Genomic DNA, 25,394 nt, shown 5'->3' with positions numbered 1-25,394 from the left:
ACCCGGCCAAGGTGTTCACCATGACCACGACCTCGCCCCAGGGGCGCACCGAACTGCTGAGGCCGGACGGGAGCCCCGTCCGAGTGCTTGTGGTGGACGACGAGCTGTCGATCACCGAACTGCTGTCCATGGCCCTGCGCTATGAGGGATGGCAGATCCGGAGTGCGGGAGACGGCACGGGCGCCATCCAGACCGCGCGGGAGTTCCGCCCCGACGCCGTCGTCCTGGACATGATGCTGCCCGACATGGACGGGCTGACCGTCCTGGGGCGCCTGCGTCGTGAACTGCCCGAGGTCCCGGTGCTGTTCCTGACGGCCAAGGACGCGGTCGAGGACCGTATCGCCGGCCTCACCGCCGGCGGCGACGACTACGTCACCAAGCCGTTCAGCCTCGAAGAGGTCGTGGCCCGGCTGCGTGGGCTGATCCGGCGCTCCGGCGCGGCCGACCGGCGCTCCGACTCGGTGCTCGTCGTCGGGGACCTCACCCTCGACGAGGACAGTCACGAGGTGTCGCGGGCCGGGGACAACATCCACCTGACCGCCACCGAGTTCGAGCTGCTGCGCTTCCTCATGCGCAACCCGCGGCGCGTGCTCAGCAAGGCCCAGATACTCGACCGCGTCTGGTCGTACGACTTCGGCGGCCAGGCCAACGTCGTCGAGCTGTACATCTCCTACCTGCGGCGGAAGATCGACGCGGGACGGGAACCGATGATCCACACCCGGCGTGGCGCCGGGTACCTGATCAAGCCCGCCGTGTCATGAGCGGGCGACGACGGCCGCGTGCGCAGAAGAGACGAGCGGGACAGCCGCGCACCCTGCGGACGCGGCTCGTCGTCGTGTCCGTGACCCTGATCGCCGTGATCTGCGCGGTGATCGGCACCGTGACCACCCTGGTGCTGCGGGACCACCTCTACGGGCAGCTGGACGGCTCCCTGAAGGAGGCCACCATGCGCCTCTCCGGCGGCCCCGCCGGAGGACCCGGTGGCAAGGACGTGGCCAAGAACAGCAACAGCAACGCGCCCCAGAAGCAGATGACGCTCGACGAGTTCGTCAGCCAGGGCCCCGGGCCGCAGCGTGCCCTCGCCGCCCAGGTCGAGAACGGCTCGATCACCAGCGGCCAGGTCGGCGAGAAGAAGAACGACGACAACAACATCCCGCGGATGGACCCCGAGGACCTCACCGAGGCCCAGATCAAGGTGCTCGGCTCGGTCGCCCAGGACGGGAAACGGCACAGCGTCGAGATCCCCGGTCTCGGCACCTACCGGGTCCAGTACATCAACGGCAACAACGGTGACTACTACGTAGGCATCCCGACCTCCGACGTCGACAACACCATCAACACCCTGATCCTCGTCGAGATCAGCCTCACCGTCGCGGGCCTCATCGCCGCCACCCTCGCGGGCACCGTCATGGTCGGTGTCGCCACCCGGCCCCTGCGCAGGGTCGCCGCGACCGCCACCCGGGTCTCCGAACTCCCCCTGCACACCGGTGAGGTCAATCTCAGCGAGCGGGTCGCCGAGGCCGAGACCGATCCGCACACCGAGGTCGGGCAGGTCGGGGCCGCGCTCAACCGGATGCTGAACCACGTCCACGGCGCCCTGCACGCCCGCCAGGAGAGCGAGATGCGGGTCCGCCAGTTCGTCGCGGACGCCAGTCACGAGCTCCGTACGCCGCTCGCCTCCATCAGGGGCTACGCCGAGCTGACCCGGCGCGGCCGGGAGGAGGTCGGGCCCGACACCCGGCACGCCCTCGGGCGTATCGAGTCCGAGGCCGGCCGGATGACCTTCCTCGTCGAGGATCTGCTCCTGCTCGCCCGGCTCGACGCGGGCCGCCCCCTGCAGTTCGAGCAGACCGACCTGGTCCCCCTGGTCATCGACACCATCAGCGATGCCCGCGCCGCCGGACGTGACCACGTCTGGCGCCTCGAACTTCCCGACGAGCCCGCGCTCGTCTCCGCCGACGCGGCACGCCTGCAACAGGTCCTCGTCAACCTGCTCGCCAACGCCCGGACGCACACCGCGCCCGGCACGACCGTCACCGCACGCGTGCAGCGCCGTGGTCCGTGGCTGTGCGTGGACGTCCAGGACAACGGTCAGGGCATCCCGGCCGATCTGCTCCCGCATGTGTTCGAACGTTTCGCCCGCGGCGACTCGGCGCGCTCCCGTACCACCGGTTCGACCGGTCTCGGGCTCGCCATCGTGCAGGCCGTGGCGACCGCGCACGGCGGCGCCGTGACGGTGGACAGCGTGCCCGGGCAGACCGTCTTTACGGTGCATTTGCCGGCTCTTGCCCCCGCCGTTCCCCAGCCGTCCCCCGAAACGAACTGGCAACTCGACTCACAGGTCGAGCACAGTGCCACCACATGGGTGCAACAGGGCGCCTGACGAAAGTCGATGCCATGCGAACCGACTCTTCTCCCGGCACCCTGCCGGCGCGGGAGCACCTCCCGGCCGCCACAGCCGGTACGCCTGTCCTGGACGTAGTGATCCCCGTCTACAACGAGGAGAAGGACCTCCAGCCGTGCGTCCAGAGACTGCACGCCCATCTGACGCGTACGTTCCCGTACTCCTTCCGCATCACGATCGCGGACAACGCGTCGACGGACACCACCCCCCTGGTGGCGCAGCGCCTGGAGGCGCGCATCCCGGAGGTCAGGAACTTCCGGCTCGAGCAGAAGGGCCGCGGCCGAGCGCTGCGGACCGTCTGGTCGGCCTCGGACGCCCCGATCCTCGCGTACATGGACGTGGATCTGTCCACCGACCTCAACGCGCTGCTGCCGCTGGTGGCACCGCTGATCTCCGGCCACTCGGACCTGGCGATCGGCTCCCGGCTGGCCCGTAGCTCCCGCGTGGTGCGCGGGCCGAAGCGGGAGTTCATCAGCCGCGCCTACAACCTCATCCTGCGCGGCTCGCTCCAGGCCCGCTTCTCGGACGCGCAGTGCGGGTTCAAGGCGATCCGGCGTGATGTCGCACAGATCCTGCTCCCCCTGGTGGAAGACACCGGCTGGTTCTTCGACACTGAGATGCTGGTGCTCGCCGAACGTGCCGGCCTCCGTATCCACGAGGTGCCGGTCGACTGGGTCGACGACCCGAACTCCACGGTGCACATCGTGAAGACGGCGACCGACGACCTGAAGGGGGTATGGCGCGTGGGCCGGGCGCTGGCCACCGGTTCGCTCTCCCTGGACCGGCTGACCAGGCCGTTCGGCGACGACCCCCGCGACCGCGACATCATGGACGTACCCAAGGGCCTGGCCCGCCAGCTTGTCGGCTTCTGTGTCGTGGGTGGCCTCTCCACCCTCTTCTACCTGCTGCTCTACACCGTGTTCCGCCAGTTCGGCGGATCCCAGCTCGCCAACGCGCTGGCGCTGCTGGTGTCGGCCGTCGCCAACACCGCCGCCAACCGCCGGCTCACCTTCGGGGTGCGCGGCCGCGGCGGGGCCGTCAAGCACCAGGCCCAGGGTCTGGTCGTCTTCGGCATCGGTCTCGCGCTGACCAGCGGCTCGCTCTTCGCCCTGAACACGGCGACGTCCAGCCCCGCGCACTCCACCGAGCTGGCGGTGCTCATCGCCGCCAACCTCGCGGCGACCGTGCTGCGCTTCCTGCTCTTCCGCGTCTGGGTGTTCTCCGACCGGCGCGAGGGCGACGAGCCGGCGAACGGCGTGACGGCCGCCCCCCGCGCCTCCGCCCCCGGCGTCTCCTTCCCCCACGCCTCCTCACCGACGTACCCGACCGGCGCTGCGCAGCCCGGCGCTCCGCAGGCCGGCGGCCCGTCCGTGCCGCACCCCCAGACGCAGCCGCTGCCGCAGCGGCACATCGTGCACCCGCACGACCACAACACGACCACCCAGTTCCGCGCCGGCGAAGCCGCGGACGGCACCTGGAGGGACGCGACCATGCAGATGCTGCCGGTGCGCCGCCCCCATGACACCGACCCGGGGGACGCCCGATGACCACCGACCTCGACCCGACGACGACCTGGGATCCGCCGCCGACCGCGGCGCCGGTCGGCACGAACCCCGACGCCCGGGAGACGGCCGTCCCGTCCCCCGAATCGGGTGAGCCGAAGCAGCCCCTGCACCGCAGACTGTGGCGCGGCCGCCCCGAGGACCCCCGCTGGGCGCGCCCGGCCTTCCTCGGCCTGCTGGCCGCCACCCTGCTGCTCTACCTGTACAACCTGAGCGCCTCCGGCTACGCCAACTCCTTCTACTCCGCGGCCGTCCAGGCCGGCAGCCAGAGCTGGAAGGCCCTGTTCTTCGGCTCGCTGGACGCGGGCAACGCCATCACCGTCGACAAGCCCCCGGCCTCGCTGTGGCCGATGGCGCTGTCGGTCAAGGTCTTCGGCCTGAACTCGTGGGCGATCCTCGTCCCCGAGGTGCTGATGGGTGTCGGCTCGGTCGCCGTCGTGTACGCCTCGGTGCGCCGCCGGTTCAGTGCCGCGGCCGGTCTGATCGCGGGCGCCGTGCTGGCGCTGACGCCGGTCGCCGCGCTGATGTTCCGGTTCAACAACCCGGACGCGATGCTGGCCCTGCTGATGGCCGTGGCCTGCTACATGGTGGCCCGCGCGCTGGAGGACGGCCGGACGAAGTGGCTGGTGTGGGCCGGGGTCGCGATCGGTTTCGCGTTCCTCGCCAAGACCCTCCAGGCGTTCCTGATCCTGCCGCCGCTGGCGATCGTGTACGCGGTGTGCGCCCCGGTGGGCCTGAAGAAGCGGTTCGGCCAGCTGGCCGTCGCCACCGGCGCGCTGATCGTGTCCGGCGGCTGGTGGGTGGCGATCGTCGAGCTGTGGCCGGCCTCCTCCCGCCCGTACATCGGCGGCTCGCAGAACAACTCCTTCCTGGAGCTGACCTTCGGCTACAACGGTCTCGGCCGCCTGAACGGCGAGGAGACCGGCAGCGTCGGCGGCGGCGGTGGCGGCGGAGGCACCGGCCAGTGGGGCGAGACCGGCTGGGACCGGATGTTCAACTCCGAGATCGGCGGCCAGATCTCCTGGCTGCTGCCGGCCGCGCTGATCCTGCTGGCCGGCGGTCTGGTGGCCACGCGGAAGCTGAAGCGGACGTCGGCGACCCGCGGTCTGTTCCTGGTGTGGGGCGGCTCGCTGCTCATCACCACGGTCGTCTTCAGCTACATGGCGGGCATCTTCCACCAGTACTACACGGTGGCCCTGGCCCCCTACATGGCGGCCGTGATCGGCATGGGCGCGGGTCTGCTGTGGGAGAAGCGGTCCGAGCTGTGGGCCTCGATCACCCTCGCGGCCTCGGTCGTCGCCGCGGCGTCCTGGTCGTACGTCCTGCTCAACCGCACCTCCGACTACCTGCCCTGGCTGAAGTGGCTGGTGCTGATCGGCGGCCTGGCCGCCGCGCTCGGCCTGACCTTCGCGGGCCGGATCGACCGCCGGCTCGCCCTCGCGGCGGCCTCCGTGGGCCTGGTGTCCGCGCTGGCCGGACCGACGGCGTACACCATCAGCACCCTTCAGGAGGGCCACACCGGTTCCATCGTGACCGCCGGTCCGTCCGGCGCGAGCATGATGGGCGGCGGGGGCCCGGGCGGTGGCGGTGGCCGAGGCGGCTTCGGCGGCGGCCAGAACGGCAACGGCAACACGCAGAACCAGGGTCAGGGTCAGGGCCAGAACCAGCAGGGCGGCGGCACCGGCGGCTTCCCCGGCGGGGGCATGCCCGGCCAGAACCAGCAGAACGGCAACGGCGGCACCCAGAACGGCAACGGCGGCACGCAGGGCCAGGGCCAGGGTCAGAACCAGCAGGCCGGTCCCGGCGGCCAGACCGGCGACGGCGGCGGCATGGGCGGCGGTGGCGGTGCCGGCGGTCTGCTCAACGGCGCCTCGGTCACCGACGAGGCCAAGAAGCTGCTGGAGGCCGACTCCGGCGAGTACACCTGGGCGGCGGCCGCGATCGGCGCCCAGAACGCCGCGAGCTACCAGCTCGCCACGGGTGACGCGGTGATGGCGATCGGCGGCTTCAACGGCACCGACCCGTCCCCGACGCTGGCGCAGTTCAAGCAGTACGTGACCGACGGCAAGATCCACTACTTCATCAGCAGTGGCTCCGGCGGCGGTATGAGCGGCAGCAGCAGCGGCACGTCCTCGCAGATCAGCACCTGGGTCGAGGCCAACTTCAAGAAGGTGACGGTCGGTTCGGCCACCTTCTACGACCTGACGCAGAAGGCGAGCAGCTGAGGCACCGCGGGTGAGCGCCTGAGTGCGTGAGCGGGTGAGGAAGGGCGGTGACCACGGTCGCCGCCCTTCCTCGCGTCCGCTCCCGATGCCCCCACCTCATGTCCCGAACAACTTTGTTGTACAGCGTATGGGGGAAGTTCTACGGTGTAGAACATGACTACGTCCCCGTCCCTCCCGGGCAGTTCCCCAGGACACCCCCAACGCTGGCTGATCCTCGGCGTCATCTGCCTCGCGCAGCTCACCGTGCTGCTCGACAACACCGTCCTGAACGTCGCGATCCCCTCGCTCACCCGGGAGCTGGACGCGGCCACCTCCGACATCCAGTGGATGATCAACGCGTACTCGCTGGTGCAGTCCGGTCTGCTGCTCACCGCCGGCAGCGCCGCCGACCGCTACGGCCGTAAGAAGATGCTGGTCGCGGGCCTGGCGCTGTTCGGCGCCGGCTCCCTGGCGGCCGGCCTCTCGGACACCACCGCCCAGCTGATCGCGGCGCGGGCCGGCATGGGCGTGGGCGGGGCGCTGCTGTTCACCACCACCCTCGCCGTGGTGATGCAGGTCTTCGTGTCCGAGGAGCAGCCGAAGGCGATCGGCATCTGGGCCGCGGTGAACTCGCTGGGCTTCGCGACCGGTCCGCTCATCGGCGGCTTCGTGCTCAACCACTTCTGGTGGGGCGCGATCTTCCTGATCAACCTGCCGGTGGCGGCGCTGGGTCTGGTGGCCGTCGTCGCCCTGGTCCCCGAGACGAAGAACCCGCGGGGCGACCGTCCCGACCTGCTCGGCGCCTTCCTGTCCACCGTCGGCATGACCTCGCTGGTCTTCGCGATCATCTCCGGCCCCTCGCACGGCTGGACGTCGTCGCGGGTCCTGGTGAGCGCGGGGCTGGCGGTCGCCGTCCTCGCCCTGTTCGCCCACTGGGAGTCGAGAGTCCCGTATCCCATGCTCGACCTGGCCTTCTTCCGCGACCGACGGTTCACGGGCGCGGTCGCCGGCGCGGTGCTGGTCACCTTCGGGATGGGCGGCGCGCTGTTCCTGCTCACCCAGCAGCTTCAGTTCGTCCTCGGTTACGGCCCCCTGGAGGCGGGCCTGCGGACCGCGCCGCTGGCGCTGGCCGTGGTGGCCCTCAACTTCACCGGACTGTCGGCGAAGGTGATGGCCAGGCTCGGCGGGCCGGTGTCGGTGCTGGTGGGGATGGCACTGGTGGCGGCGGGCCTGACGGCCGTCGCCACGCTCGCCTCCGGCGGCTACTCGGGGATGCTGGCCGGGCTGCTGCTCATCGGGGCGGGAACGGCGGTCGCCAGCCCGGCGATGGCGTACGCGATCATGAGTTCGATCCCGCCGGCGAAGGCGGGGGTGGGCGCGGGGATCAACGGGACGCTGGCCGAGTTCGGCACCGGGCTGGGGGTCGCCGTGCTCGGCGCCGTGCTGAACGCGCGGTTCGCGGCGGTGTCCCTGCCGGTCGCGCTGGCGGCGGCGAACTCGGTGGCGGAGAAGGCGCGGGTGATCGACTCGTTCTCGTCCGGGTTGGAGGTCAGCCTTCTGATCGGGGCGGCCGCCGTGCTGCTCGGCGGGGTGGTGGCCGCGGTCCTGTTGACCCGGGCGGAGCGCGTGGGGGAGCCGCGGGTGCCGGCCGCCCGGTGAGGAGCGGGGCTCCGCCGAGCCGAGCCGCGCCCGGTGCCCGGCCCGGTGCCCGGCCCGGTGCCGAGGCCGGTGCCGAGGCCGGTGCCGAGCCCGAGCGGTTCGGCGGCGCGGTTCCTCGGGACGGTTCGTCGGGGCGGCTCGTCGGGGTGGCGGAGCCGCATGTCAGGGCGGTCCCCCGCGCCACGGCGGCGGACCGCGGCCTAGCATCTTCCCCAGTTACCGGAAGGAAGGTGCCTTGCCATGGCCGAGACCGCCAGGGGCGCCGCGCATCACAGTGTGTGGCTGGAAGGCAAGGCGCGTCGGCGTGGCCGCGGCGGGGGGCAGCCCTCCGGACTGGACCGGGACCGGATCACCGAGGCCACCGTGCGGCTGCTGGACGCGGAGGGCCTCGCCAAGTTCTCCATGCGGCGGCTGGCGGCCGAGCTGAACGTGACGGCGATGTCCGTGTACTGGTACGTCGACACCAAGGACGACCTGCTCGAACTCGCCCTGGACACCGCCTTCGGCGAGCTGGCGGCGCTGCCCGACCCGACGGACGAGGACGCGGACTGGCGTGAGCAGTTGCGCGCGCTGGCCACGGAGTACCGCGGGCTGCTGGTCCGTCACCCGTGGCTGTCCCCGCTGGCCGGCAACTACCTCAACATCGGCCCGAACTCGCTCGTCTTCTCCCGCACGGTCCAGCAGGTCGTCCTGCGCACCGGCCTGCCCGCGCACGGCATCACCGGCGCGATCTCGGCCGTCTTCCAGTTCGTGTACGGCTACGGCACGATCGAGGGCCACTTCTTCGCGCGGGTCGCCGACACCGGTCTGACCCCGGACGAGTACTTCCGGCAGGCCATGACGGCGACGGCGGGCGCTCCGCAGACCGCCGAGATCATCGAGCAGTCGAAGACCCTCATGGCGGCCCGCGGCGGCGACACGGTCGAGGAGATGATGAGCCGCGACTTCACCTTCGCCCTGGACCTGCTGATCGCGGGCATCGAGGCCATGGTGAAACGCGGCTGACCCCCGGCCTCTTCTGGCCCGCCAGCACCAGGGCCCCGGCCCGCCAGCACCAGGGCCCCGGCCCGCCAGCACCAGGGCCCCGGCCCGCCAGCACCAGGGCCCCGGCCCGGGAGCACCAGGGCCCCGGCCGGGCCGCCCCGGGCTCCTGGCCGGGGGCCCGGCCCTACTGGTCGGTGACCAGGCGGGCCGGGAAACCGCCGGTGGCGATCGGGCCCCAGCGGTCCGGCGTGACCCGGATGATCGACTTGCCCTGCTTCAGCATGGCCCGGCGGTACTCGTCCCAGTCCGGGTGTTCGCCGGCGATGTTGCGGTAGTACTCCACGAGCGGCTCGACGGAGTCGGGCGTGTCGATCACCTCGGCCGTGCCGTCGATCTGGACCCACGGCCCGTTCCAGTCGTCGCTGAGCACGAGGACGCCGACCCGGTCGTCCCGCTTGGCGTTGCGGGTCTTGGCCCGTTCGGGGTAGGTGGAGACGACGATCCGCCCCGAGTCGTCGACCCCGCAGGTCAGCGGCGAGGCCTGGGGGCTGCCGTCGGCGCGCCGGGTCAGCAGGATCGCGCGGTGCCGGGGCCGTACGAAGTCCAGCAACTCGTCCAGGGAGACCTTGGTGTTCGTCGCGATGTTCGGTGCCATGGAGCCAGCGTAGGCGCAGCGGCGCCCGTTCCGGCCGACCCTGCCGTGCCTACGCCCGGGGCAGCGCGTCGCCCTGCACCGCCTGGACGTCCAGCTCCACCTTCAGGGTCGTGCCGATGGCCGCGATGCCCGCCTGGACGACCTGGTTGTAGTTCATCGCGAAGTCCTCGCGGTGCAGCTCGGCCGTCGCCCGGAAGGCCGCCCGGGTGCCGCCCCAGGGGTCGGGGCCGGTGCCCAGGTAGGCGAGGTCCAGGTCGACGGGGCGGGCGACACCGTGCAGGGAGAGTTCGCCGTGCACGGTCCAGCGGTCCGGGCCCGCCGGGGTCAGACCGCCGGAGCGGTAGGCGATCTCCGGGTACGTCTCGACGTCCAGGAAGTCCGCCGAGCGCAGGTGGGTGTCGCGCATGGCGTTGCCGGTGTCGATGGAGGCCGCCCGGATCACCGCCTGCACGCGGGACTCGGCGATGTCGTCCGGGGCGACCTCGATCGCCGCCGAGAACTCCGTGAACCGCCCGCGCACGCTGGAGATGCCCAGGTGCCGGACGACCGCGCCGACGGCGGAGTGCGCCGGGTCGACGGTCCAGGGCCCGGGCGGGGGCAGTTCCGTGCCGCCCTGCCGGGCCAGGATCACGCTCCCCACCTCGGCGCGTCCGCTCGCCGTCACGATCGCGCTGGAGGCCGCGGGCGCGTACCCGACGGCCGTGACGATGACGGTGTACGCCCCCGGTGCGAGCGCGGTCGCGTCCCGTACGGCTCCTTCCGCGTCCGCCTCGGCGCGCAGCACCTGGCCGCCCGCCGTGTCGGTCACCGTGACGACCGCGTGCGACACGGCCCACCCGTCCCGCGTACGGATCTTCGCGGTCAGTCCCATCTCATGTACTCCTCGAACTGGAACCGGCCCGGTGCGGGGCGAACCCCCGCACCGGGCCGGAGCCGATAACTGTCGGAACTACTCGCCGGGGTGGGCGAGTTCGATGTCGTGGCCGTCGACGCCCGCGCCCGCCACGGTGAGCGCGGTGGCCACCGGCGGGTAGCCGGTCGCGATGACCGTGTACTCGCCGCCGTCGAGGTCGGCGAAGGCGTACGCCCCGTCCACACCGGTGGTGGCGGTGCCGACCACGTTGCCCGCCGCGTCCACGAGCGTCACGCGCGCGTCGGACAGCGGACCGTACGGCGCCCGGACGACCCCCTGGAGCTGGGCGCCCGCCTCGAGGACGACGTCCGCGCGGGTCACGCCCGTCGCGCCGATCTCGACGGGCAGGGCGCGCGGCCGGAACCCGACGGCGTTCACCGCGACGGTCACGGCGCCCGGCACGAGCTCGGCGAAGGAGAACTCGCCCTGCTCACCGCTGGCCGCGGTGGCCAGCAGATCGCCGCGCACATCGGTGACGATCACCATCGCGTCCTTGACGAACTCGCCCGACCCGGCGGCGCGCACGACACCGCTGAGTCCGCTGGTCCCGCTGAGCAGGACGTCGTACGCGACCGGCTCGCCGTTCACGACGATCGTGGACGCCTGCGGCTGGAAGCCGTCGGCGGAGGCGATCAGCACGTACGAACCCGTGCCGGGCGCGTCCAGTCCGTAGGAACCGTCGGCCTGCGCGACCGAGCGGCCGAGCTGGCGGCCGGCGAGCGAGATCAGCGTGACGGCGGCCTGCGGGACGGGCGCGCTCTCCGCGCCGCGGACGAAGCCGTGCACGGGGATGCCGACCGAGGGCGCCTGGAGGGGTTCGGCGGTGGCGACGGCGGCGAGCCGCTGCGTGCCCTGGGTGCCGGCCTCCCGGCCGGGCTCGGCAGCCGCCTCGGCGACCGCCCAGCTGGGGACGTGCTCCTCGGCGGGAGCGGTGGCCGCGGCCGGAGCGGTGGCCGCGGCCGGGGTCTCCGCCTCCGCCGAGGCCGCCTGCGCCAGCGCGCCCTTGGTCCGCAGCGGGACCTCCTTGATGAACAGGGTGATCAGGAAGGCGAGCAGCGCCAGGACGGACGCGATCAGGAAGACGTCCGCGATGCCGTGGCCGTACGCGCTCTCCATGACCGTGCGCAGCGGCGCGGGCAGCTTGTCCATGTCCGGGATCGAGCTGGAGGAGCTCGAACCGGAGGCGAGGGAGGCGTACTTGGGGCCGAGGTCGGTGATGCCGTCCTTGGCGTAGTCGGTGATCCGGTTGGCCATGACGGCGCCCAGCGCCGAGACGCCCATCGCACCGCCCAGGGACCGGAAGAAGGTGACGGTGGAGCTGGCGGAACCGAGGTCCTTCGGCTCGACCTGGTTCTGCGTCGACAGCACCAGGTTCTGCATCATCATGCCGACGCCGAGGCCCAGCAGGGCCATGAAGACGGCGGTCTTCCAGTAGTCCGTGTCGTAGCGGATGGTGCCCAGCAGACCGAGGCCGGCCGTGATGAGCACACCGCCGCTGACCAGCCAGGCCTTCCACTTGCCGGTCTTGGTGATGAACTGACCGGAGACGGTGGAGGAGATGAACAGTCCACCGATCATCGGGATCGTCATGACGCCCGACATGGTCGGGGACTTGTCCCGGGCCAGCTGGAAGTACTGGGCGAAGAACACCGTGCCGGAGAACATCGCGACGCCGACGAACATCGAGGCGATGGAGGACAGGGTGATGGTGCGGTTGCGGAAGAGGCGCAGCGGGATGATCGGCTCGGTGGCCTTCGACTCGACGAGCACGAAGATCAGCCCAAGCGCGATCGAGCCCGCGACCATCGCGTACGTCTGCCACGACAGCCAGTCGTACTTGTCACCGGCGAAGGTGACCCAGACCAGCAGCAGCGACACCGCGGCGGAGATGAAGAACGCGCCGGCCCAGTCGACCTTCACGTCCCGCTTCACCGTGGGCAGGTGCAGGGTCTTCTGGAGCACGATCAGCGCGATGACGGCGAAGGGGACGCCGACGTAGAAGCACCAGCGCCAGCCGAGCCAGCTGGTGTCGGTGATGACCCCGCCGAGCAGCGGACCGCCGACGGTGGCGACGGCGAAGGTCGCGCCGAGGTAGCCGGAGTAACGGCCGCGCTCACGCGGGGAGATCATCGCCGCCATGACGATCTGCGCGAGGGCGGACAGACCGCCGACGCCGACGCCCTGCACGACACGGCAGGCGATCAGCATGCCGGGGTTCTGCGAGAGACCTGCGGCCGCGGACCCGAGCACATAGATGACGAGCGCTATCTGGACGAGCGCCTTCTTGGGGTACAGGTCGGCGAGCTTGCCCCAGAGCGGGGTGGTCGCCGTCATCGACAGCAGGGTGGCGGTCACGACCCAGGTGTAGGCGGACTGGCCGCCGCCGAGGTCGCCGATGATCTCCGGCAGGGCGTTCGAGACGATCGTGGACGAGAGGATCGCCACGAACATCCCGAGCAGCAGCCCGGAGAGGGCCTCCATGATCTGCCGGTGGGTCATCGGAGCGGCCTCGGCGGAGCCGTGGGACCCTCCGCCGTGCTTCGCGTGAGCCCGCACACCGGCTGGTGTGGTCGTTGCCATGGGCTTCCTTTTCCTATGTTGCTTGTGCGGGTGTACGGGTGGTCTGTGTGTGTTCGCTTACGGGAACGGGAGGCGGCGGCGCGGGCGGGGCCGGCGGCCGGTGCGTGACCGTGCGGCAGTCGCCGAAGCTGGCGCGCAGCCGGGTCAGCAGGGCGATGAGCCGGCCGACCTCGGCGTCGGTCCAGTCGCCGAGCCGTTCCGCCAGCAGCTCGGTGCTCCGGCGTGACAGCTCGACGAGCATCGCGTGGCCCTCGGGGGTGAGGTGCAGGATGCGGGAGCGCTTGTCCGCCGGGTCGGGGGAGCGTTCGATCCAGCCCCGGTCGGCGAGGTGGGCGGCGTGTCGGCTGGTCACGGACATGTCGACGGCGAGCAGCTCGGAGAGAGCGCTCATGCGCATGTCGCCATGGCGGCCGAGGAGTGCCAGTACACCGGCCGAGCCGGCGGAGCAGTCGGGCGGCAGGATCCGCCCGAGGTCACGCTTCACCGCCCCGACGGCGGTGAGCTGACGCACCAGCTCCTCGTACTGCGCCTGCCCTGCCATCACACCTCCCAGTTTGTTGCTTAGGGCAACCATAGGAGCGGTTGGTTGCTACAGGCAAATAAAACGCCCGTGAGGCCCGCAAAAAGTTGGCAAAGGCAAGTATTGCGAGGGTAAATGTGCAGGTGAGGCCATTGAGGGACCCGGCCGACAGGGTCGGCGCCGCCCGGACGGAGGGGTGAAGGCGGCCGGTACGGGCCTGATCCGTTCCCGGCGTGCGACGAACCACCCGGCCGGACCGGGCCCCGCGATGTCGCTGCCGGATGCCCGTGTATGCCCCGCAAGGTGGTCGCCGGATGCCCGACGAGGCGGCCGGCGAGGCGGTCGGCAACGTGGCCGGCGAGGTGTCCGGCGGGGCGGCGGGCGCGCCTCGGGCCTCAAGTGGCCGGTCGGGCCAGGAGGGTTCCGGCCGTCCGGACTTCCCACCCCCACTTGGGCCGCCCCGCGCGTTTTCGCTAGTGTCTCGGCCCATGGCTAACACGCAGGGCCCCCAGGGCAACCACGACCCCGCCGGCAGCACCCAGATGTTCCGCGCGTTCGTCGACGACGGCGCCCCCCGGGCCGCCCAGCCGGCTCCCACGCAGTCCGGGCCTCGCATCGGCCTGATCGTCGGCATCGTCGCCGCGGTCGTGATCGTCGCGGCGGTCGCCTGGCTGGCGCTGAAGTAACCGCCCGCCCGCACCGGACGGGGTGACGGGGTGACCGGGCGCGTCAACCGCCGTACGTCACGGCGGGACCGGCGCGCACGCCCCCGTCCCTTCGCATGTCCGGCGCTCGTACGTCCGGTCGCCGTATGTCCGGTTCTCCTGCGCCCGGTCCTCGTGCGTCCGGTTCTCCTACGTCCGGTCCTCGTACGTCCGGTTCTCGGACGTCCGCCGTCGCCCGATCACTCCCACCGGACCGACACGTCCCGCGTCTCGATGTGCATGCCCAGCGGTACGCGCCACGCGTCGACGCAGACCGTCCAGGTCTTCTCCCCGCGCGCTCCCGCGGCGATCGGTGTCGGGAGCGCGGCCGTCGATTCACGGGTCGCCCAGTCGATGCCGAGCAGGTCGACGACATGGGTCCCGAAGGTGACCGTGCCGGAACGCACCGCGCTGCCGCCGGAGTTGCGGAACGCGAGGGTCACCTCCTCGCACCACCGCTGATCCGTGCCCGCGCGGACGGGATCGCTCACCGCGAGCGAGGCCGGTCCGGCGGGCGCGGTGCTCGGCGGGGCCGTGGGCGCCGGTGAGGGGGTGTCCGCGGGCGAACCGCCCGCGGAGGATCCGGAGGAGCCGCTCTCGGCGCCCGGCGCTTGCGAGGCGTCAGGGGCACCCGTGACGCCCGTGACGCCCGGGGCGGTGGTCGATGGAGTGCCGGACCCGGTGCCGCCTCCCGCTGTGCCCCGCGAGCCGTTTCCGGCCGTTCCTCCGGCCGAGCCTCCCGGACCTGGCGTGTCCGCGGGGGAGCCGCTCACGTCGTCCAGCGGGAAGAGCCGCACCCCGCCCGTCGGATCCGCCGGGTCGCCCGTGCGCGTATCCGGGAGCGCCGTGTCGCCCGCTCCGCCGATGGCGACGTAGCCGCCCGTGTGCCCGTCTCCCCCGCAGCCGGCGGACAGACCCGCCGCCAGCACGACGGCGGCCGCCGACGCGCCCCATACGGCGCCCCGGCGGCCACGTGCCCGTGTCGGACTTCGCATCGCGCCAGTGTCACTGACGCTCCGTCAGGAGGGAAGTCCCCGGCCCGGGTCCGGTCAGTCGGAGATCAGGCCCTCGCGCAGCTGCGCCAGGGTCCGGGTCAGCAGGCGGGAGACGTGCATCTGGGAGATGCCGACCTCCTCGCCGATCTGGGACTGGGTCATGTTGGCGAAGAAGCGCAGCATGATGATGCGGCGCTCGCGGGGCGGGAGCTTGGCCAGCAGCGGCTTCAGCGACTCGCGGTACTCCACGCCCTCCAGGGCCGTGTCCTCGTAGCCGAGGCGGTCGGCCAGGGAGCCCTCGCCGCCGTCGTCCTCCGGCGCCGGGGAGTCCAGCGAGGAGGCCGTGTAGGCGTTGCCGACCGCGAGGCCGTCGACGACGTCCTCCTCGGACACGCCCAGTACCGCGGCGAGTTCGGCGACCGTTGGGGAGCGGTCCAGCTTCTGGGAGAGCTCGTCGCTGGCCTTGGTGAGGGCCAGTCGCAGCTCCTGGAGGCGGCGCGGGACGCGCACCGACCACGAGGTGTCGCGGAAGAAGCGCTTGATCTCGCCCACGACCGTCGGCATGGCGAACGTCGGGAACTCCACGCCCCGTTCGCAGTCGAAGCGGTCGATCGCCTTGATCAGGCCGATGGTGCCGACCTGGACGATGTCCTCCATCGGTTCGTTGCGCGAGCGGAAGCGAGCCGCCGCGTAGCGCACGAGGGGGAGGTTGAGCTCGATGAGGGTGTCCCGGACGTACATGCGCTCGGGGCTGTCCTCGGCGAGGGTGGCCAGTCGCAGGAACAGGGAGCGGGACAGGGTGCGGGTGTCGATGGCCCCTGTGGTCGTGGGAGCCGGGGCCGGAGCGGCCTCGGGGGCCGTGACGTCGTCGAGCACGTCGAGCACGGCGGGCTCGACGGGCGCGTTGGGTGCTGACTCGCTCTTTGTGAGCGTGAGCACCTTCGAGCTGCCCTGATCTGCGGACATGCCACCCCCTTTGGGTCGCGGGACGGTCGCGGCGAACATTCCCGCTTGAGGAACGTCAGCCTTCACCTGAATACCGGCGCCGAAGCCCCGGCAAACGCGCTTCCGGCAGAATGTCACATGTCGGCAACACGCTGTAGTGACATGTCGACATGTGAGTGACGAATCAGCCCTGGAAAGAGGGGGTATGACGGCTTTTCAGCGCAGATGCGTCGGGAAGGGGCCGGGTGAGCGATTCGCTCTCAACGGTGACGACTCGCTCAGGCTTCCGAGCCCTGATCGAGTGACGTGTCGTTCGGGTCCCGCGTCACGCCTCGATGCGGTTCGCCGAGCGGAGTCGCTGGAAGCTACGCGCGAGTAGCCGGGACACGTGCATCTGGGAGACGCCGAGTTCCGCACTGATCTGGGACTGCGTGAGGTTGCTGTAGTAGCGCAGCAGGAGGATGCGCTGCTCGCGCTCCGGGAGTTGGACCAGGAGGTGGCGCACGAGGTCGCGGTGCTCCACGCCGTCCAGCGCCGGATCCTCGTAGCCGAGACGGTCCAGCAGGCCCGGCAGGCCGTCGCCCTCCTGCGCCGCCTCCAGCGAGGTGGCGTGGTACGAGCGGCCCGCCTCGATGCAGGAGAGCACCTCGTCCTCGCCGATGCGCAGCCGTTCGGCGATCTCGGCCGTCGTCGGTGTGCGGCCGAAGGCGGTCGTCAGGTCCTCGGTCGCGCTGTTGACCTGTACCCACAACTCGTGCAGCCGGCGCGGTACGTGGACCGTGCGGACGTTGTCGCGGAAGTACCGCTTGATCTCGCCGATGACCGTCGGCATGGCGAACGTCGGGAACTGCACGCCCCGGTCCGGGTCGAAGCGGTCGATGGCGTTGATCAGGCCGATGGTGCCGACCTGGACGACGTCCTCCATCGGTTCGTTGCGGGAGCGGAAGCGGGCGGCCGCGTAGCGCACGAGCGGGAGGTTGGCCTCGATGAGCGCCCCGCGCACCCGGTTGTGCTCCGGCGTGCCCGGCTGGAGCTCCTTGAGCTCGCCGAAGAGCAGTTGGGTGAGCGCCCGGGTGTCGGCTCCCCGGCGCCGCTCGGGCGGCTGGGCGGCTTCCGGAGGGGCTTCCTGGACGGTCTCCGGGACGACCTCCCGAACGACCTCCGGGAGGGCTTCCAGGGCAGGCGCGGGGGCGGGTGCCGGGGGTGCCTCTTCCTGAGGCGGCGCAGTACTGGCCGACACGGTCAACGCCACCTCTTCGTCAGGTCAACATCGGTCAACTCATCCGTCAAAAGCGGTCATAGCATCACAAGACATGTGCACTGTGTGCAAGCACCCCATTACGCCGTGTTGAAGGAGAAGTTCAGCCGATCACCCCACCGCGGACGTGCGAAAGCCCCCCGCTGTTCCGGCGGAGGGCTCCGTACTGTCGGGAAGGGCTGCCGGACGGGCGGCTCAGAACTCGTAGTCGGCGACCACCCAGGTGGCGAACTCGCGCCACAGGGCGACGCCCGCCTGGTGGGCCGGGTGCTCGATGTACCGCTTCAGGGCGTCCGCGTCCTCGACCGCCGAGTTGATCGCGAAGTCGTAGGCGATGGGCCGGTCGCTGATGTTCCAGCCCAGCTCCCAGAAGCGCAGCTCCTCGATCCGGCCGCCGAGTGCCCGGAAGGCCGCCTCGCCCTGCACGACCCGGGGGTCGTCGCGCTCGACACCCTCGTTGAGCTTGAAAAGGACCAGGTGGCGGATCATGGGCACTCCCGTGCGTGCTACTCGGCCCCGTCGGCGAGCCAGGTGAAGAAGTCGCCGACGGCCTTGGCGGCGTCCGATATGCCCTGGAAGCCTATCTGGACGTAGTCCGCCGCCTTCGCCGGGTCCGTGATGATCACGTAGAGCACGAAGACCACGAGTACGTAGACGGCGATCTTTTTGGCGTTCACCGCCACCTGGCCTCCCCTGTATGGCCCACCCGGGCCCTGTTGACGGCGGCGAGTGTAACCGTAAGTGCGATTTTCACACCGCTTTTGAGCACTCACGGCGCGTTCGTGAACCGTTCGCGGGCCCTCGTCCGATGAGGGGGTGAACGCCGGTGCGTGCCGGACGGAGTGGAAGAGAAGGGAAGGGGAGCAACATGCTGGGACTGCTGGAACCGCTGGCCGTCGCCCCGATGGTCCTCGTGGCGGTGCTGTGCGTGGGGGCGCTGCTCGACTGCGTCCGTACCCCCGAAGAGCGCGTCCGGTACGCGCCGAAGCTGTTCTGGCTGTTCTTCCTGCTCGGCGCCCCGGTCGTCGGCGGCCTCGCCTGGCTGTACTTGGGCAAGCGACCCGAGCCACGCGAAAGCCCGGAGCCCACGAACAGCCCCGAGCCCACGAAGGGCCCGGAGACCGCCGAGAACGCACCGAAGGGCCCGGCTCACAGAGCCGGACCCTTCGTCCAGAAGCGGTAGCGGAGGGATTTGAACCCTCGGTGACTTGCGCCACACTCGCTTTCGAGGCGAGCTCCTTCGGCCGCTCGGACACGCTACCGAGGGAGACCTTACAGCAAGGCCGGGCCCGGTTTGAAATCGGTATTCGCGGGGTGGATCACCGGTCGCGGAAGAACTCCGTGAGAAGCCCCGCGCACTCCTCGGCGAGGACGCCTTCGACGACCTCGGGGCGGTGGTTGAGCCGTCGGTCGCGGACGACGTCCCAGAGGGAGCCGGCCGCGCCCGCCTTGTCGTCGCGGGCGCCGTAGACGACCCGGTCCACCCGGGACTGCACCAGCGCGCCCGCGCACATCGTGCACGGTTCGAGGGTCACGACGAGCGTGCAGCCGGACAGCCGCCACTCGCCCAGCGCGGCGGCCGCCCGCCGGACGGCGAGCACCTCCGCGTGGGCCGTCGGATCGCCGCCGGCCTCACGTTCGTTGTGGCCCCTGGCGAGGACCGTCGTACCGTCCGGGGCCAGCACGACGGCGCCGACCGGGACGTCTCCGCCCCGGGCGGCCAGCCGTGCCTCGTCCAGGGCGAGCCGCATGGCGGGCCGCCAGCGGTCGCGCACGGGATCCGGCGTCGTTCCTGGTGCGGTCAGCGGACGGTCTCCAGGACCTCCGAGGCGCCCAGCGCGTCGGCGATCTCGGTGACGGCGTCCGCGGACAGCGACCTCAGCTCCTTCTCGCCGACGCCGAGGTCGTCGAGGATGCCGGCGTCGCCGACCGGGCCGTGCGGCACGGCCTCGGCCGAGCCGTTCACGGTGCTGACGGCGCCCTCGTCCTCGTCGTCGTCCTCGCTCTCGTTCTCACCGTCCTCGGTGCCGTCGAGGTCGAGGGCGTCCAGGTCGTCGTCGTCACCCGGGTCCCTTCCGAGCAGTTCGTCGGTGAGCAGGATCTCGCCGTACGAGCTGCGGGCGGCGGCGGCGGCGTCGGAGACGAAGATGCGAGGGTCCTCCTCGCCGTCGATGCGGACGACCCCGAACCAGGAGTCCTCCTGCTCGATCAGCACGAGGACCGTGTCGTCGTCTGGAGAGGCCTCCCGGGCCAGCTCCGCCAGATCCGACAGGGTCTCCACATCGTCGAGCTCTGTGTCGCTCGCTTCCCACCCGTCTTCGGTGCGCGCGAGCAGTGCGGCGAAGTACACCGTGACTCTCCCACTGGTCTTAGGCGTGCCGGTTGGGGGTCCCCCCGGCGGAGGTTGCGGGCGGAGAGAGCTCAGGCTCCGAGCCCCACCCACTCGGAATCGTGGCAGAAACAAGGCGTCCAGGGGACGTCTTCGGCTCCCTGTGTCCGGTGGTTTTGATCGCACGCCCACGAGTACGTCCATGAGCACGTCCATGAGACGTCCGTGAGTGACTCACCAGCGCTCTCGTTGCCGCCACCAGCGGATCGTACGCGGCTTTGCCGTGCGCCCACGCACGTCCGCCCCACGTGACACCCGTGACGGTGGCGATCTTCCCCGTATGCCCCAAGTCCCGTACGGCTGCGGCTACCAGCGGAAGGTGCGCATGCGCATCGCGTGGCGCAGGCGGGCGGTCTTGGCGCGGCGCGGCTGGACCCGGTCGCGCAGTTCGCGGGCCTCGGCCAGCTCGCGCAGGAACCGGGCGCGGCGCCGACGGCGCTCGGCGTCGGTCTCGTCCGGCCGCGCCTTGTTCGGCGAGTCGTCGTCGGGCAGGTTGGGCAGCTCAGGCATCAGCACACCACTCCGGGTACCCCGGTCTGTCTCCTTACCTTTCTCCCACTTTCCCTCCGACGGGCGGTTTGACGCCAGCCATCGGCCCAACCCGGGGGAAAGCCGAGGGGAAGAGGTTGACTGTGAGTGGGGACGCCGGGCGGGTTCGGCCCGGTTACTGTTGTGGACATGCGTCTCCACGTCGTCGACCATCCCCTGGTCGCCCACAAGCTCACCACGCTGCGCGACCAGCGCACGGACTCCGCGACCTTCCGCCGGCTGGCCGACGAACTGGTCACCCTGCTCGCCTACGAAGCCACGCGTGACGTGCGCACCGAGCAGGTCGACATCAAGACGCCGGTCTCCCCGACCACCGGCGTGAAGCTCTCCTACCCGCGCCCGCTGGTCGTGCCGATCCTGCGCGCGGGCCTCGGCATGCTCGACGGCATGGTCCGGCTGCTGCCGACCGCCGAGGTGGGCTTCCTGGGCATGATCCGCAACGAGGAGACGCTCGAGGCGTCCACGTACGCCACGCGTATGCCGGAGAACCTCCTCGGCCGCCAGGTGTACGTCCTGGACCCGATGCTGGCCACCGGCGGCACGCTGGTCGCCGCGATCCGCGAGCTGATCCGGCGCGGTGCCGACGACGTGACGGCCGTGGTGCTGCTCGCGGCCCCGGAGGGCGTGGAGCTCATGGAGCGCGAGCTCGCGGGCACCCCGGTCACCGTCGTCACGGCGGCGGTCGACGATCACCTCAACGAGCACGGCTACATCGTCCCGGGCCTGGGCGACGCGGGTGACCGGCTGTACGGCGCGGCCGAATAACCCGGGCGAGCCGGACCGCGCGTCACTGTCGAGAACGTCCGGCCGGCCGGACGGATTGCCCGACGGCCGGATGGCCGGAGACGGCGGGAAGGGCTGCTGCTAGCAGCCCTTTTTCGTGGTCGCCGTCGGCAGCGGCGCGGCCAGGGCCGTCAGCGCCTTGACCGAGGCCGCCTGGCTGGTCAGCGCCTTGAACTGGTTGCCGATGATCAGGTCGAGGGTCGTGCCCGCACGGGCGGCGTCGGTGCGCCGTTCGGCGGTGGTGAGCTGGGTGGCGAGCACCGGCAGCGAGGTGTTCAGCGAGGCCGCGGGGCCGAGCAGTATCCCGGTGCCGGCGACCTTCTTGTCGTACTGCTTGGTGGCGTTGCCCACCTCGCCGATCTTGAAGCCGCGCTTCTTCAGCTCGTCCGCGGTGGTCTTGGCGAGGCCGCTGCGGGTGGTGGCGTTGAAGACGTTCACGGTGATCTGCGCGGGCTTGGGCGCCGAGCCCGCGACAGCGGCAGCGGCGGACGCGGAGGCCGCGGGGCTCGCCTTGGTCGTCTTCGTCGAGCAGCCGGAACCGGCGGCCGTGGCCGTCCCTCCGCCGCCCGTGAAGACGTCGATGAGCTGAAGGGTGCCCCAGCCGGCCACGCCGAGCACGGCGCCGCAGGCGACGACCACGACAGCCAGCCTGCCGCGTCGTCGATGGGGGCGCATGCGGGGGTATTTGTCCCCCGTGATCCGGTACTTGCCACCCATGCCGGGGGGAGTCAGCATGCTCATGGGCGCAGCGTAGTGCGCCGGGGCGGCCGTGACGAATAAACGATCATCCGACACCGCTCGAGGCGCGGGAAAGTACCCGAAAGGGTCAACGCGCGAGGTCGACCGGGGGCGGGAGCGGGGTCCTGGCGGAGGGTCAGTCCAGCTCGAGCACGCGCGCGTGCAGTACCTGTCGCTGCTGGAGTGCCGCCCGCACCGCGCGGTGCAGCCCGTCCTCCAGGTACAGGTCGCCCTGCCACTTCACGACGTGCGCGAAGAGGTCGCCGTAGAACGTGGAGTCCTCCGCGAGCAGGGTTTCCAGGTCGAGCTGCTGCTTGGTGGTCACCAGCTGATCGAGGCGGACCGGGCGCGGCGCGACGTCCGCCCACTGCCGGGTGCTTTCCCGGCCGTGGTCGGGGTACGGCCGGCCGTTTCCGATGCGCTTGAAGATCACACGGAAAGCCTACCGGTCCAGACGTTCCGGGCGCAGCCATGGAGACGGAGTGCGACGCTGGAAAAGACGTGATGAACGGGGGTAAAACGGAACGAGGGTCTGCCGATGAGTGGGTCGACGAGCGCCGCTGACATCGCCGCCGGGTACGCGTTCACCGGGCCCGCCCTCGACCTGGGGGCGCTGCTGTGGGACGGGAAGTGTCTCCCCGAGGCCCCCGTCCGCATCCCCCTTCCCATGCTGAACCGGCACGGACTGGTCGCGGGCGCCACCGGCACCGGAAAGACCAAGACGCTCCAGCTGATCGCCGAACAGCTCTCGGCGCAGGGCGTGCCGGTCTTCCTCGCCGACGTCAAGGGCGATCTGTCCGGGGTGTCGGCGGCGGGGGCGGTGAGCGACCGGGTGCGGGGGCGGGCTGCGGAAGTCGGCCAGAAATGGACGGCGACCGGCTTCCCGGCCGAGTTCTACGCTCTCGGCGGCCTCGGTCACGGCATCCCGCTGCGGGCCACGATCACCAGCTTCGGCCCGGTGCTGCTGGCCAAGGTGCTCCAGCTCAACCGCACCCAGGAGCAGTCGCTCGGCCTGATCTTCCACTACGCCGACCAGAAGGGTCTGGAGCTGCTCGACCTCAAGGATCTCCGGTCGGTCGTCGCCTTCCTCACCTCGGACGAGGGCAAGGCGGAGCTGAAGGGCATCGGCGGGCTGTCGACGGCCACGGCCGGGGTGATCCTGCGCTCGCTGACCGCCTTCGAGGCGCAGGGCATGGCGAGCTTCTTCGGTGAGCCGGAGTTCGACACGGCCGAGTTCCTGCGCACGGCCGCCGACGGCCGGGGTGTCGTCTCGGTCCTGGAGCTGCCCGCCGTCCAGGAGAAGCCGCAGCTCTTCTCGACCTTTCTGATGTGGCTGCTGGCCGACCTCTTCCACGACCTGCCCGAGGTCGGTGACGCCGACCGGCCCAAGCTCGTCTTCTTCTTCGACGAGGCGCACCTGCTCTTCAACGACGCCTCGAAGGCGTTCCTCGACTCCATCACGCAGACCGTCCGGCTGATTCGCTCGAAAGGGGTCGGCGTGTTCTTCGTCACGCAGACCCCGAAGGACGTACCCGGAGACGTCCTCGCCCAGCTCGGCAACCGCGTCCAGCACGCGTTGCGGGCTTTCACGCCGGACGACCAGAAGGCCCTCAAGGCCACGGTGAAGACGTTCCCGAACTCCGCCTACGACCTGGAGGAGCTGCTCACCGGACTCGGTACCGGCGAGGCCGTGGTCACCGTGCTCAGTGAGAAGGGCGCTCCGACGCCGGTGGCCGCGACCCGGCTGCGTGCCCCGGAGTCGCTGATGGGGCCGGTCGACGGCGCCGCCCTCGACCGGGCGGTGCGGGAGTCCCCGCTCCACGAGCGGTATGCACAGGCTGTGGACAGAGAATCCGCGTTCGAGAAACTGGCGGCCCGGCCCACCGGGCGGCCGGAGTCACCGGAGCCGCCGGAGCCGTCGGAGCCGTCGGAGGGTTCCCGGACCCGGGAGTCCGAGCCACGGCGGCCCGAGGCGGACCGTTCCGTCGTCGAGCAGGTCGTCGGCAGCGGCATGTTCAAGTCCCTGGCCCGTTCCGTCGGCACGCAGATCGGCCGGGAGATCACCCGCTCGCTCTTCGGCACGGCCCGGCGGAGGCGGTAGTCCGCCTCCGCCGACCGGTCAGCGGTCCCGGTGCTCCGGGGCCTGTCGCGGTTTCGCTTCCTTCACCTGCGGTTTCGGTGCGCTGCGCGCGGCCTCCGCGCGCAGCAGGGCGCGCAGGATCGCGTACGGGTCTGTGGGCATGACTCTTTCCCTCGCATGTTCCTCGCGTGAGCGTGATCGCCGAGCGGCTGATCGCCGGCGGGCCTGGGAACGGCGTCCGTCAGCAGCGCAGGACCACGGTGCGCAGGGCGTGCAGGGCGTACGACGGCCGGTGCGGCGCGGGGCGCGGCCGGTCCGCGGGGGCACCGGGCGCGGGGTCGGGGAGGGGCGCCGGGCGTCGCAGGGCGGCGGGGCGGTGGGCGCAGGGCGCCGGCCGCAGCGCCGTGTCGAGGACGTCGTACTCGGCGACCTCGGCGGCGACGGGTGCCGCGGCGACCTCGGTGGCCGCGCCCGGCACCAGCAGGGCGAGCAGCAGCACGAGCGTCCGCAGCCAGGTGCGGCTGCGGGGGAGGCGTGCCGTGGGGCTCATGGGAGGTCATCTCCCCGCGACACGCCCTGGGTTCAGCATGCCGGGGGTCGGATCCGCCCGTTCGGCGGACAGCCCGTGATCGCGCCGCCGAGCGCGCCTCTGCCGTCGGCGATTGGTTCACGCGGTGTGCGGCACGACCCGCCGGGCGGCGCGGGAGAGGGAGCGCGGGGCCCTCGACGGGCGACTCGGGCCCGTGGCCGTGCCGCCGCTCGGGCCCGCGGCCGTACCGCCGCTCGGGCGCGGGGTCGTGCCGGCGCTCGGGGCGCGGGGCGTCGGCCCGCGCACGTGCGGGCCGACGGGCCTACTTCTTCGCGGCCCTGTCCGCCTTCTCGGCTTTTGCCGCCGCCTTCATCTCCTGCTTGTGCGCGCGCACCTTCGTCAGCGACTCGGGGCCGGTGATGTCGGCCACGGACCGGAAGGACTTCGGCTCGCCGTAGGCGCCGGCCGCCTTCCGCCAGCCCGTGGGCCGCACACCGAGCTGCTTGCCCAGCAGCGCGAGGAAGATCTGCGCCTTCTGCGTGCCGAAGCCGGGCAGTTCCTGAAGCCGCCCGAGCAGCTCCTTGCCGCTGCTCACGTCCTTCCAGACGGCCCCGGCGTCCCCGTCGTAGTGCTCGACGAGGTACTGGCAGAGCTGCTGGACGCGCTTGGCCATGGACCCGGGGTAGCGGTGCACGGCCGGCTTGTCGGAGAGCAGCGCGGCGAAGGCCTCGGGGTCCTGGGCGGCGATGTCGTGCGCGTCCAGGTCGTCGGCGCCGAGGCGGTCGGCGATCGTCCGGGGTCCCTTGAACGCCCACTCCATCGGAACCTGCTGGTCCAGCAGCATCCCGACCAGCGCGGCGAGCGGGGACCGCCCGAGGAGCTCGTCGGCCTCGGGGTCCTGGGAGAGGTGAAGGGTGACGTCCATGCGTCGATGATCCCGCCT

At 71.4% G+C, this 25,394-nt stretch carries 27 protein-coding genes and 1 tRNA gene; 10 read left to right on the top strand and 18 right to left on the bottom strand.

The features are described from left to right. The first annotated feature begins 20 nt into the window (after nucleotides 1-20). From ABT070_RS18800 to ABT070_RS18775, 6 genes are all read left to right on the top strand, one after another. Entirely contained in the window at nucleotides 21-761 is a 741-nt protein-coding gene (locus tag ABT070_RS18800; RefSeq protein ID WP_020131327.1) for a response regulator transcription factor, read from the top strand. Then, on the top strand, nucleotides 758-2,383 hold the full coding sequence (locus ABT070_RS18795; RefSeq protein ID WP_351761663.1) for a sensor histidine kinase: 1,626 nt from the start codon (nucleotides 758-760) through the stop codon (nucleotides 2,381-2,383). The genes ABT070_RS18800 and ABT070_RS18795 overlap by 4 nt, the downstream gene beginning before the upstream one ends. A gap of 14 nt (nucleotides 2,384-2,397) precedes the next feature. Further along, entirely contained in the window at nucleotides 2,398-3,951 is a 1,554-nt protein-coding gene (locus tag ABT070_RS18790; protein WP_351761661.1) for a bifunctional glycosyltransferase family 2/GtrA family protein, read from the top strand. Continuing rightward, a complete protein-coding gene (locus tag ABT070_RS18785) occupies nucleotides 3,948-6,191 on the top strand; it encodes an ArnT family glycosyltransferase (protein ID WP_351761658.1) in 2,244 nt (747 codons plus the stop codon). Before ABT070_RS18790 ends, ABT070_RS18785 begins: the two co-directional genes overlap by 4 nt. A 153-nt stretch (nucleotides 6,192-6,344) precedes the next feature. Continuing rightward, nucleotides 6,345-7,829 carry an MFS transporter gene (locus tag ABT070_RS18780; RefSeq protein WP_351761656.1) on the top strand — a complete coding sequence of 495 codons (1,485 nt, stop codon included), beginning with the start codon at nucleotides 6,345-6,347 and terminating at the stop codon, nucleotides 7,827-7,829. A gap of 240 nt (nucleotides 7,830-8,069) precedes the next feature. Continuing rightward, nucleotides 8,070-8,834, top strand: a complete 765-nt coding sequence (locus ABT070_RS18775) for a TetR/AcrR family transcriptional regulator (protein WP_351761653.1) — start codon at nucleotides 8,070-8,072, stop codon at nucleotides 8,832-8,834. Between the two features lie 163 nt (nucleotides 8,835-8,997). Here the strand turns inward: ABT070_RS18775 and ABT070_RS18770 are convergent, their stop codons facing one another. The 4 genes from ABT070_RS18770 to ABT070_RS18755 all read right to left on the bottom strand — a co-directional run bounded on the left by ABT070_RS18770 (nucleotide 8,998) and on the right by ABT070_RS18755 (nucleotide 13,502). Next, nucleotides 8,998-9,468, bottom strand: coding sequence for a PPOX class F420-dependent oxidoreductase (locus tag ABT070_RS18770; RefSeq protein ID WP_351761650.1), 471 nt, complete (start codon nucleotides 9,466-9,468; stop codon nucleotides 8,998-9,000). A gap of 49 nt (nucleotides 9,469-9,517) precedes the next feature. Continuing rightward, nucleotides 9,518-10,339: a YceI family protein gene (locus tag ABT070_RS18765; protein ID WP_351761647.1), complete on the bottom strand. Its 822-nt coding sequence runs from the start codon at nucleotides 10,337-10,339 to the stop codon at nucleotides 9,518-9,520. Nucleotides 10,340-10,417: 78 nt separating this feature from the next. Then, on the bottom strand, nucleotides 10,418-12,880 hold the full coding sequence (locus ABT070_RS18760; RefSeq protein ID WP_502990168.1) for an MFS transporter: 2,463 nt from the start codon (nucleotides 12,878-12,880) through the stop codon (nucleotides 10,418-10,420). Between the two features lie 94 nt (nucleotides 12,881-12,974). Next, nucleotides 12,975-13,502 carry a MarR family winged helix-turn-helix transcriptional regulator gene (locus ABT070_RS18755; RefSeq protein ID WP_351761643.1) on the bottom strand — a complete coding sequence of 176 codons (528 nt, stop codon included), beginning with the start codon at nucleotides 13,500-13,502 and terminating at the stop codon, nucleotides 12,975-12,977. A gap of 467 nt (nucleotides 13,503-13,969) precedes the next feature. Here ABT070_RS18755 and ABT070_RS18750 point away from each other — a divergent pair, with 467 nt between their 5' ends. Continuing rightward, nucleotides 13,970-14,167, top strand: a complete 198-nt coding sequence (locus tag ABT070_RS18750) for a hypothetical protein (protein ID WP_054242212.1) — start codon at nucleotides 13,970-13,972, stop codon at nucleotides 14,165-14,167. Nucleotides 14,168-14,385: 218 nt separating this feature from the next. Here ABT070_RS18750 and ABT070_RS18745 read toward each other — a convergent pair whose 3' ends face one another. The 5 genes from ABT070_RS18745 to ABT070_RS18725 all read right to left on the bottom strand — a co-directional run bounded on the left by ABT070_RS18745 (nucleotide 14,386) and on the right by ABT070_RS18725 (nucleotide 18,060). Then, nucleotides 14,386-15,180 carry a hypothetical protein gene (locus tag ABT070_RS18745; protein WP_351761640.1) on the bottom strand — a complete coding sequence of 265 codons (795 nt, stop codon included), beginning with the start codon at nucleotides 15,178-15,180 and terminating at the stop codon, nucleotides 14,386-14,388. 54 nt (nucleotides 15,181-15,234) lie between these two features. Beyond that, entirely contained in the window at nucleotides 15,235-16,146 is a 912-nt protein-coding gene (locus ABT070_RS18740; RefSeq protein ID WP_351761638.1) for an RNA polymerase sigma factor SigF, read from the bottom strand. A gap of 304 nt (nucleotides 16,147-16,450) precedes the next feature. Then, nucleotides 16,451-17,371, bottom strand: coding sequence for an RNA polymerase sigma factor SigF (locus tag ABT070_RS18735; protein ID WP_451101109.1), 921 nt, complete (start codon nucleotides 17,369-17,371; stop codon nucleotides 16,451-16,453). A gap of 207 nt (nucleotides 17,372-17,578) precedes the next feature. After that, nucleotides 17,579-17,872 (bottom strand): Dabb family protein, encoded by a 294-nt coding sequence (locus tag ABT070_RS18730; RefSeq protein ID WP_171398159.1) that lies wholly within the window; start codon nucleotides 17,870-17,872, stop codon nucleotides 17,579-17,581. Between the two features lie 17 nt (nucleotides 17,873-17,889). Continuing rightward, on the bottom strand, nucleotides 17,890-18,060 hold the full coding sequence (locus ABT070_RS18725; protein WP_351762218.1) for a hypothetical protein: 171 nt from the start codon (nucleotides 18,058-18,060) through the stop codon (nucleotides 17,890-17,892). Nucleotides 18,061-18,251: 191 nt separating this feature from the next. On the opposite strand from ABT070_RS18725, the gene ABT070_RS18720 reads away from it, so the two are divergent. Further along, on the top strand, nucleotides 18,252-18,566 hold the full coding sequence (locus ABT070_RS18720; RefSeq protein WP_351761633.1) for a PLD nuclease N-terminal domain-containing protein: 315 nt from the start codon (nucleotides 18,252-18,254) through the stop codon (nucleotides 18,564-18,566). Here ABT070_RS18720 and ABT070_RS18715 read toward each other — a convergent pair. The 4 genes from ABT070_RS18715 to ABT070_RS18700 all read right to left on the bottom strand — a co-directional run bounded on the left by ABT070_RS18715 (nucleotide 18,561) and on the right by ABT070_RS18700 (nucleotide 20,282). Next, nucleotides 18,561-18,645, bottom strand: a tRNA-Ser gene (locus tag ABT070_RS18715). The genes ABT070_RS18720 and ABT070_RS18715 overlap by 6 nt on opposite strands. A gap of 57 nt (nucleotides 18,646-18,702) precedes the next feature. After that, nucleotides 18,703-19,134 (bottom strand): tRNA adenosine(34) deaminase TadA, encoded by a 432-nt coding sequence (gene tadA / locus ABT070_RS18710; RefSeq protein WP_171398157.1) that lies wholly within the window; start codon nucleotides 19,132-19,134, stop codon nucleotides 18,703-18,705. A gap of 50 nt (nucleotides 19,135-19,184) precedes the next feature. After that, nucleotides 19,185-19,733 carry a tRNA adenosine deaminase-associated protein gene (locus ABT070_RS18705; RefSeq protein ID WP_351761631.1) on the bottom strand — a complete coding sequence of 183 codons (549 nt, stop codon included), beginning with the start codon at nucleotides 19,731-19,733 and terminating at the stop codon, nucleotides 19,185-19,187. Between the two features lie 345 nt (nucleotides 19,734-20,078). Beyond that, entirely contained in the window at nucleotides 20,079-20,282 is a 204-nt protein-coding gene (locus ABT070_RS18700; RefSeq protein WP_351761629.1) for a hypothetical protein, read from the bottom strand. 168 nt (nucleotides 20,283-20,450) lie between these two features. Here ABT070_RS18700 and upp point away from each other — a divergent pair, with 168 nt between their 5' ends. Beyond that, the gene (gene upp / locus ABT070_RS18695; RefSeq protein ID WP_351761628.1) at nucleotides 20,451-21,086 is read left to right on the top strand and encodes a uracil phosphoribosyltransferase; all 636 of its coding nucleotides are present in this window, start codon (nucleotides 20,451-20,453) and stop codon (nucleotides 21,084-21,086) included. Nucleotides 21,087-21,185: 99 nt separating this feature from the next. On the opposite strand, the gene ABT070_RS18690 is transcribed toward upp, so the two are convergent. Together ABT070_RS18690 and ABT070_RS18685 are read right to left on the bottom strand one after the other, a co-directional pair. Next, nucleotides 21,186-21,821, bottom strand: a complete 636-nt coding sequence (locus tag ABT070_RS18690; protein WP_351762199.1) for a LytR C-terminal domain-containing protein — start codon at nucleotides 21,819-21,821, stop codon at nucleotides 21,186-21,188. Nucleotides 21,822-21,978: 157 nt separating this feature from the next. Next, on the bottom strand, nucleotides 21,979-22,275 hold the full coding sequence (locus ABT070_RS18685; protein WP_004943146.1) for a type II toxin-antitoxin system VapB family antitoxin: 297 nt from the start codon (nucleotides 22,273-22,275) through the stop codon (nucleotides 21,979-21,981). 105 nt (nucleotides 22,276-22,380) lie between these two features. Here ABT070_RS18685 and ABT070_RS18680 point away from each other — a divergent pair, with 105 nt between their 5' ends. Beyond that, nucleotides 22,381-23,943, top strand: a complete 1,563-nt coding sequence (locus tag ABT070_RS18680; RefSeq protein WP_351761625.1) for a helicase HerA-like domain-containing protein — start codon at nucleotides 22,381-22,383, stop codon at nucleotides 23,941-23,943. Nucleotides 23,944-23,961: 18 nt separating this feature from the next. Here ABT070_RS18680 and ABT070_RS18675 read toward each other — a convergent pair whose 3' ends face one another. From ABT070_RS18675 to ABT070_RS18665, 3 genes are all read right to left on the bottom strand, one after another. Next, a complete protein-coding gene (locus ABT070_RS18675; protein WP_351761623.1) occupies nucleotides 23,962-24,084 on the bottom strand; it encodes a hypothetical protein in 123 nt (40 codons plus the stop codon). A 79-nt stretch (nucleotides 24,085-24,163) separates the two neighbouring features. After that, entirely contained in the window at nucleotides 24,164-24,472 is a 309-nt protein-coding gene (locus ABT070_RS18670) for a hypothetical protein (RefSeq protein ID WP_351761620.1), read from the bottom strand. 301 nt (nucleotides 24,473-24,773) lie between these two features. Beyond that, nucleotides 24,774-25,376 carry an HhH-GPD-type base excision DNA repair protein gene (locus tag ABT070_RS18665; RefSeq protein WP_351761617.1) on the bottom strand — a complete coding sequence of 201 codons (603 nt, stop codon included), beginning with the start codon at nucleotides 25,374-25,376 and terminating at the stop codon, nucleotides 24,774-24,776. Nucleotides 25,377-25,394 lie beyond the last annotated feature (18 nt).

The sequence above is a fragment of the Streptomyces sp. NPDC002884 genome (assembly GCF_040295245.1).
Lineage (GTDB): Bacteria > Actinomycetota > Actinomycetes > Streptomycetales > Streptomycetaceae > Streptomyces.
This window is presented reverse-complemented; position numbering and strand designations above follow the sequence as displayed.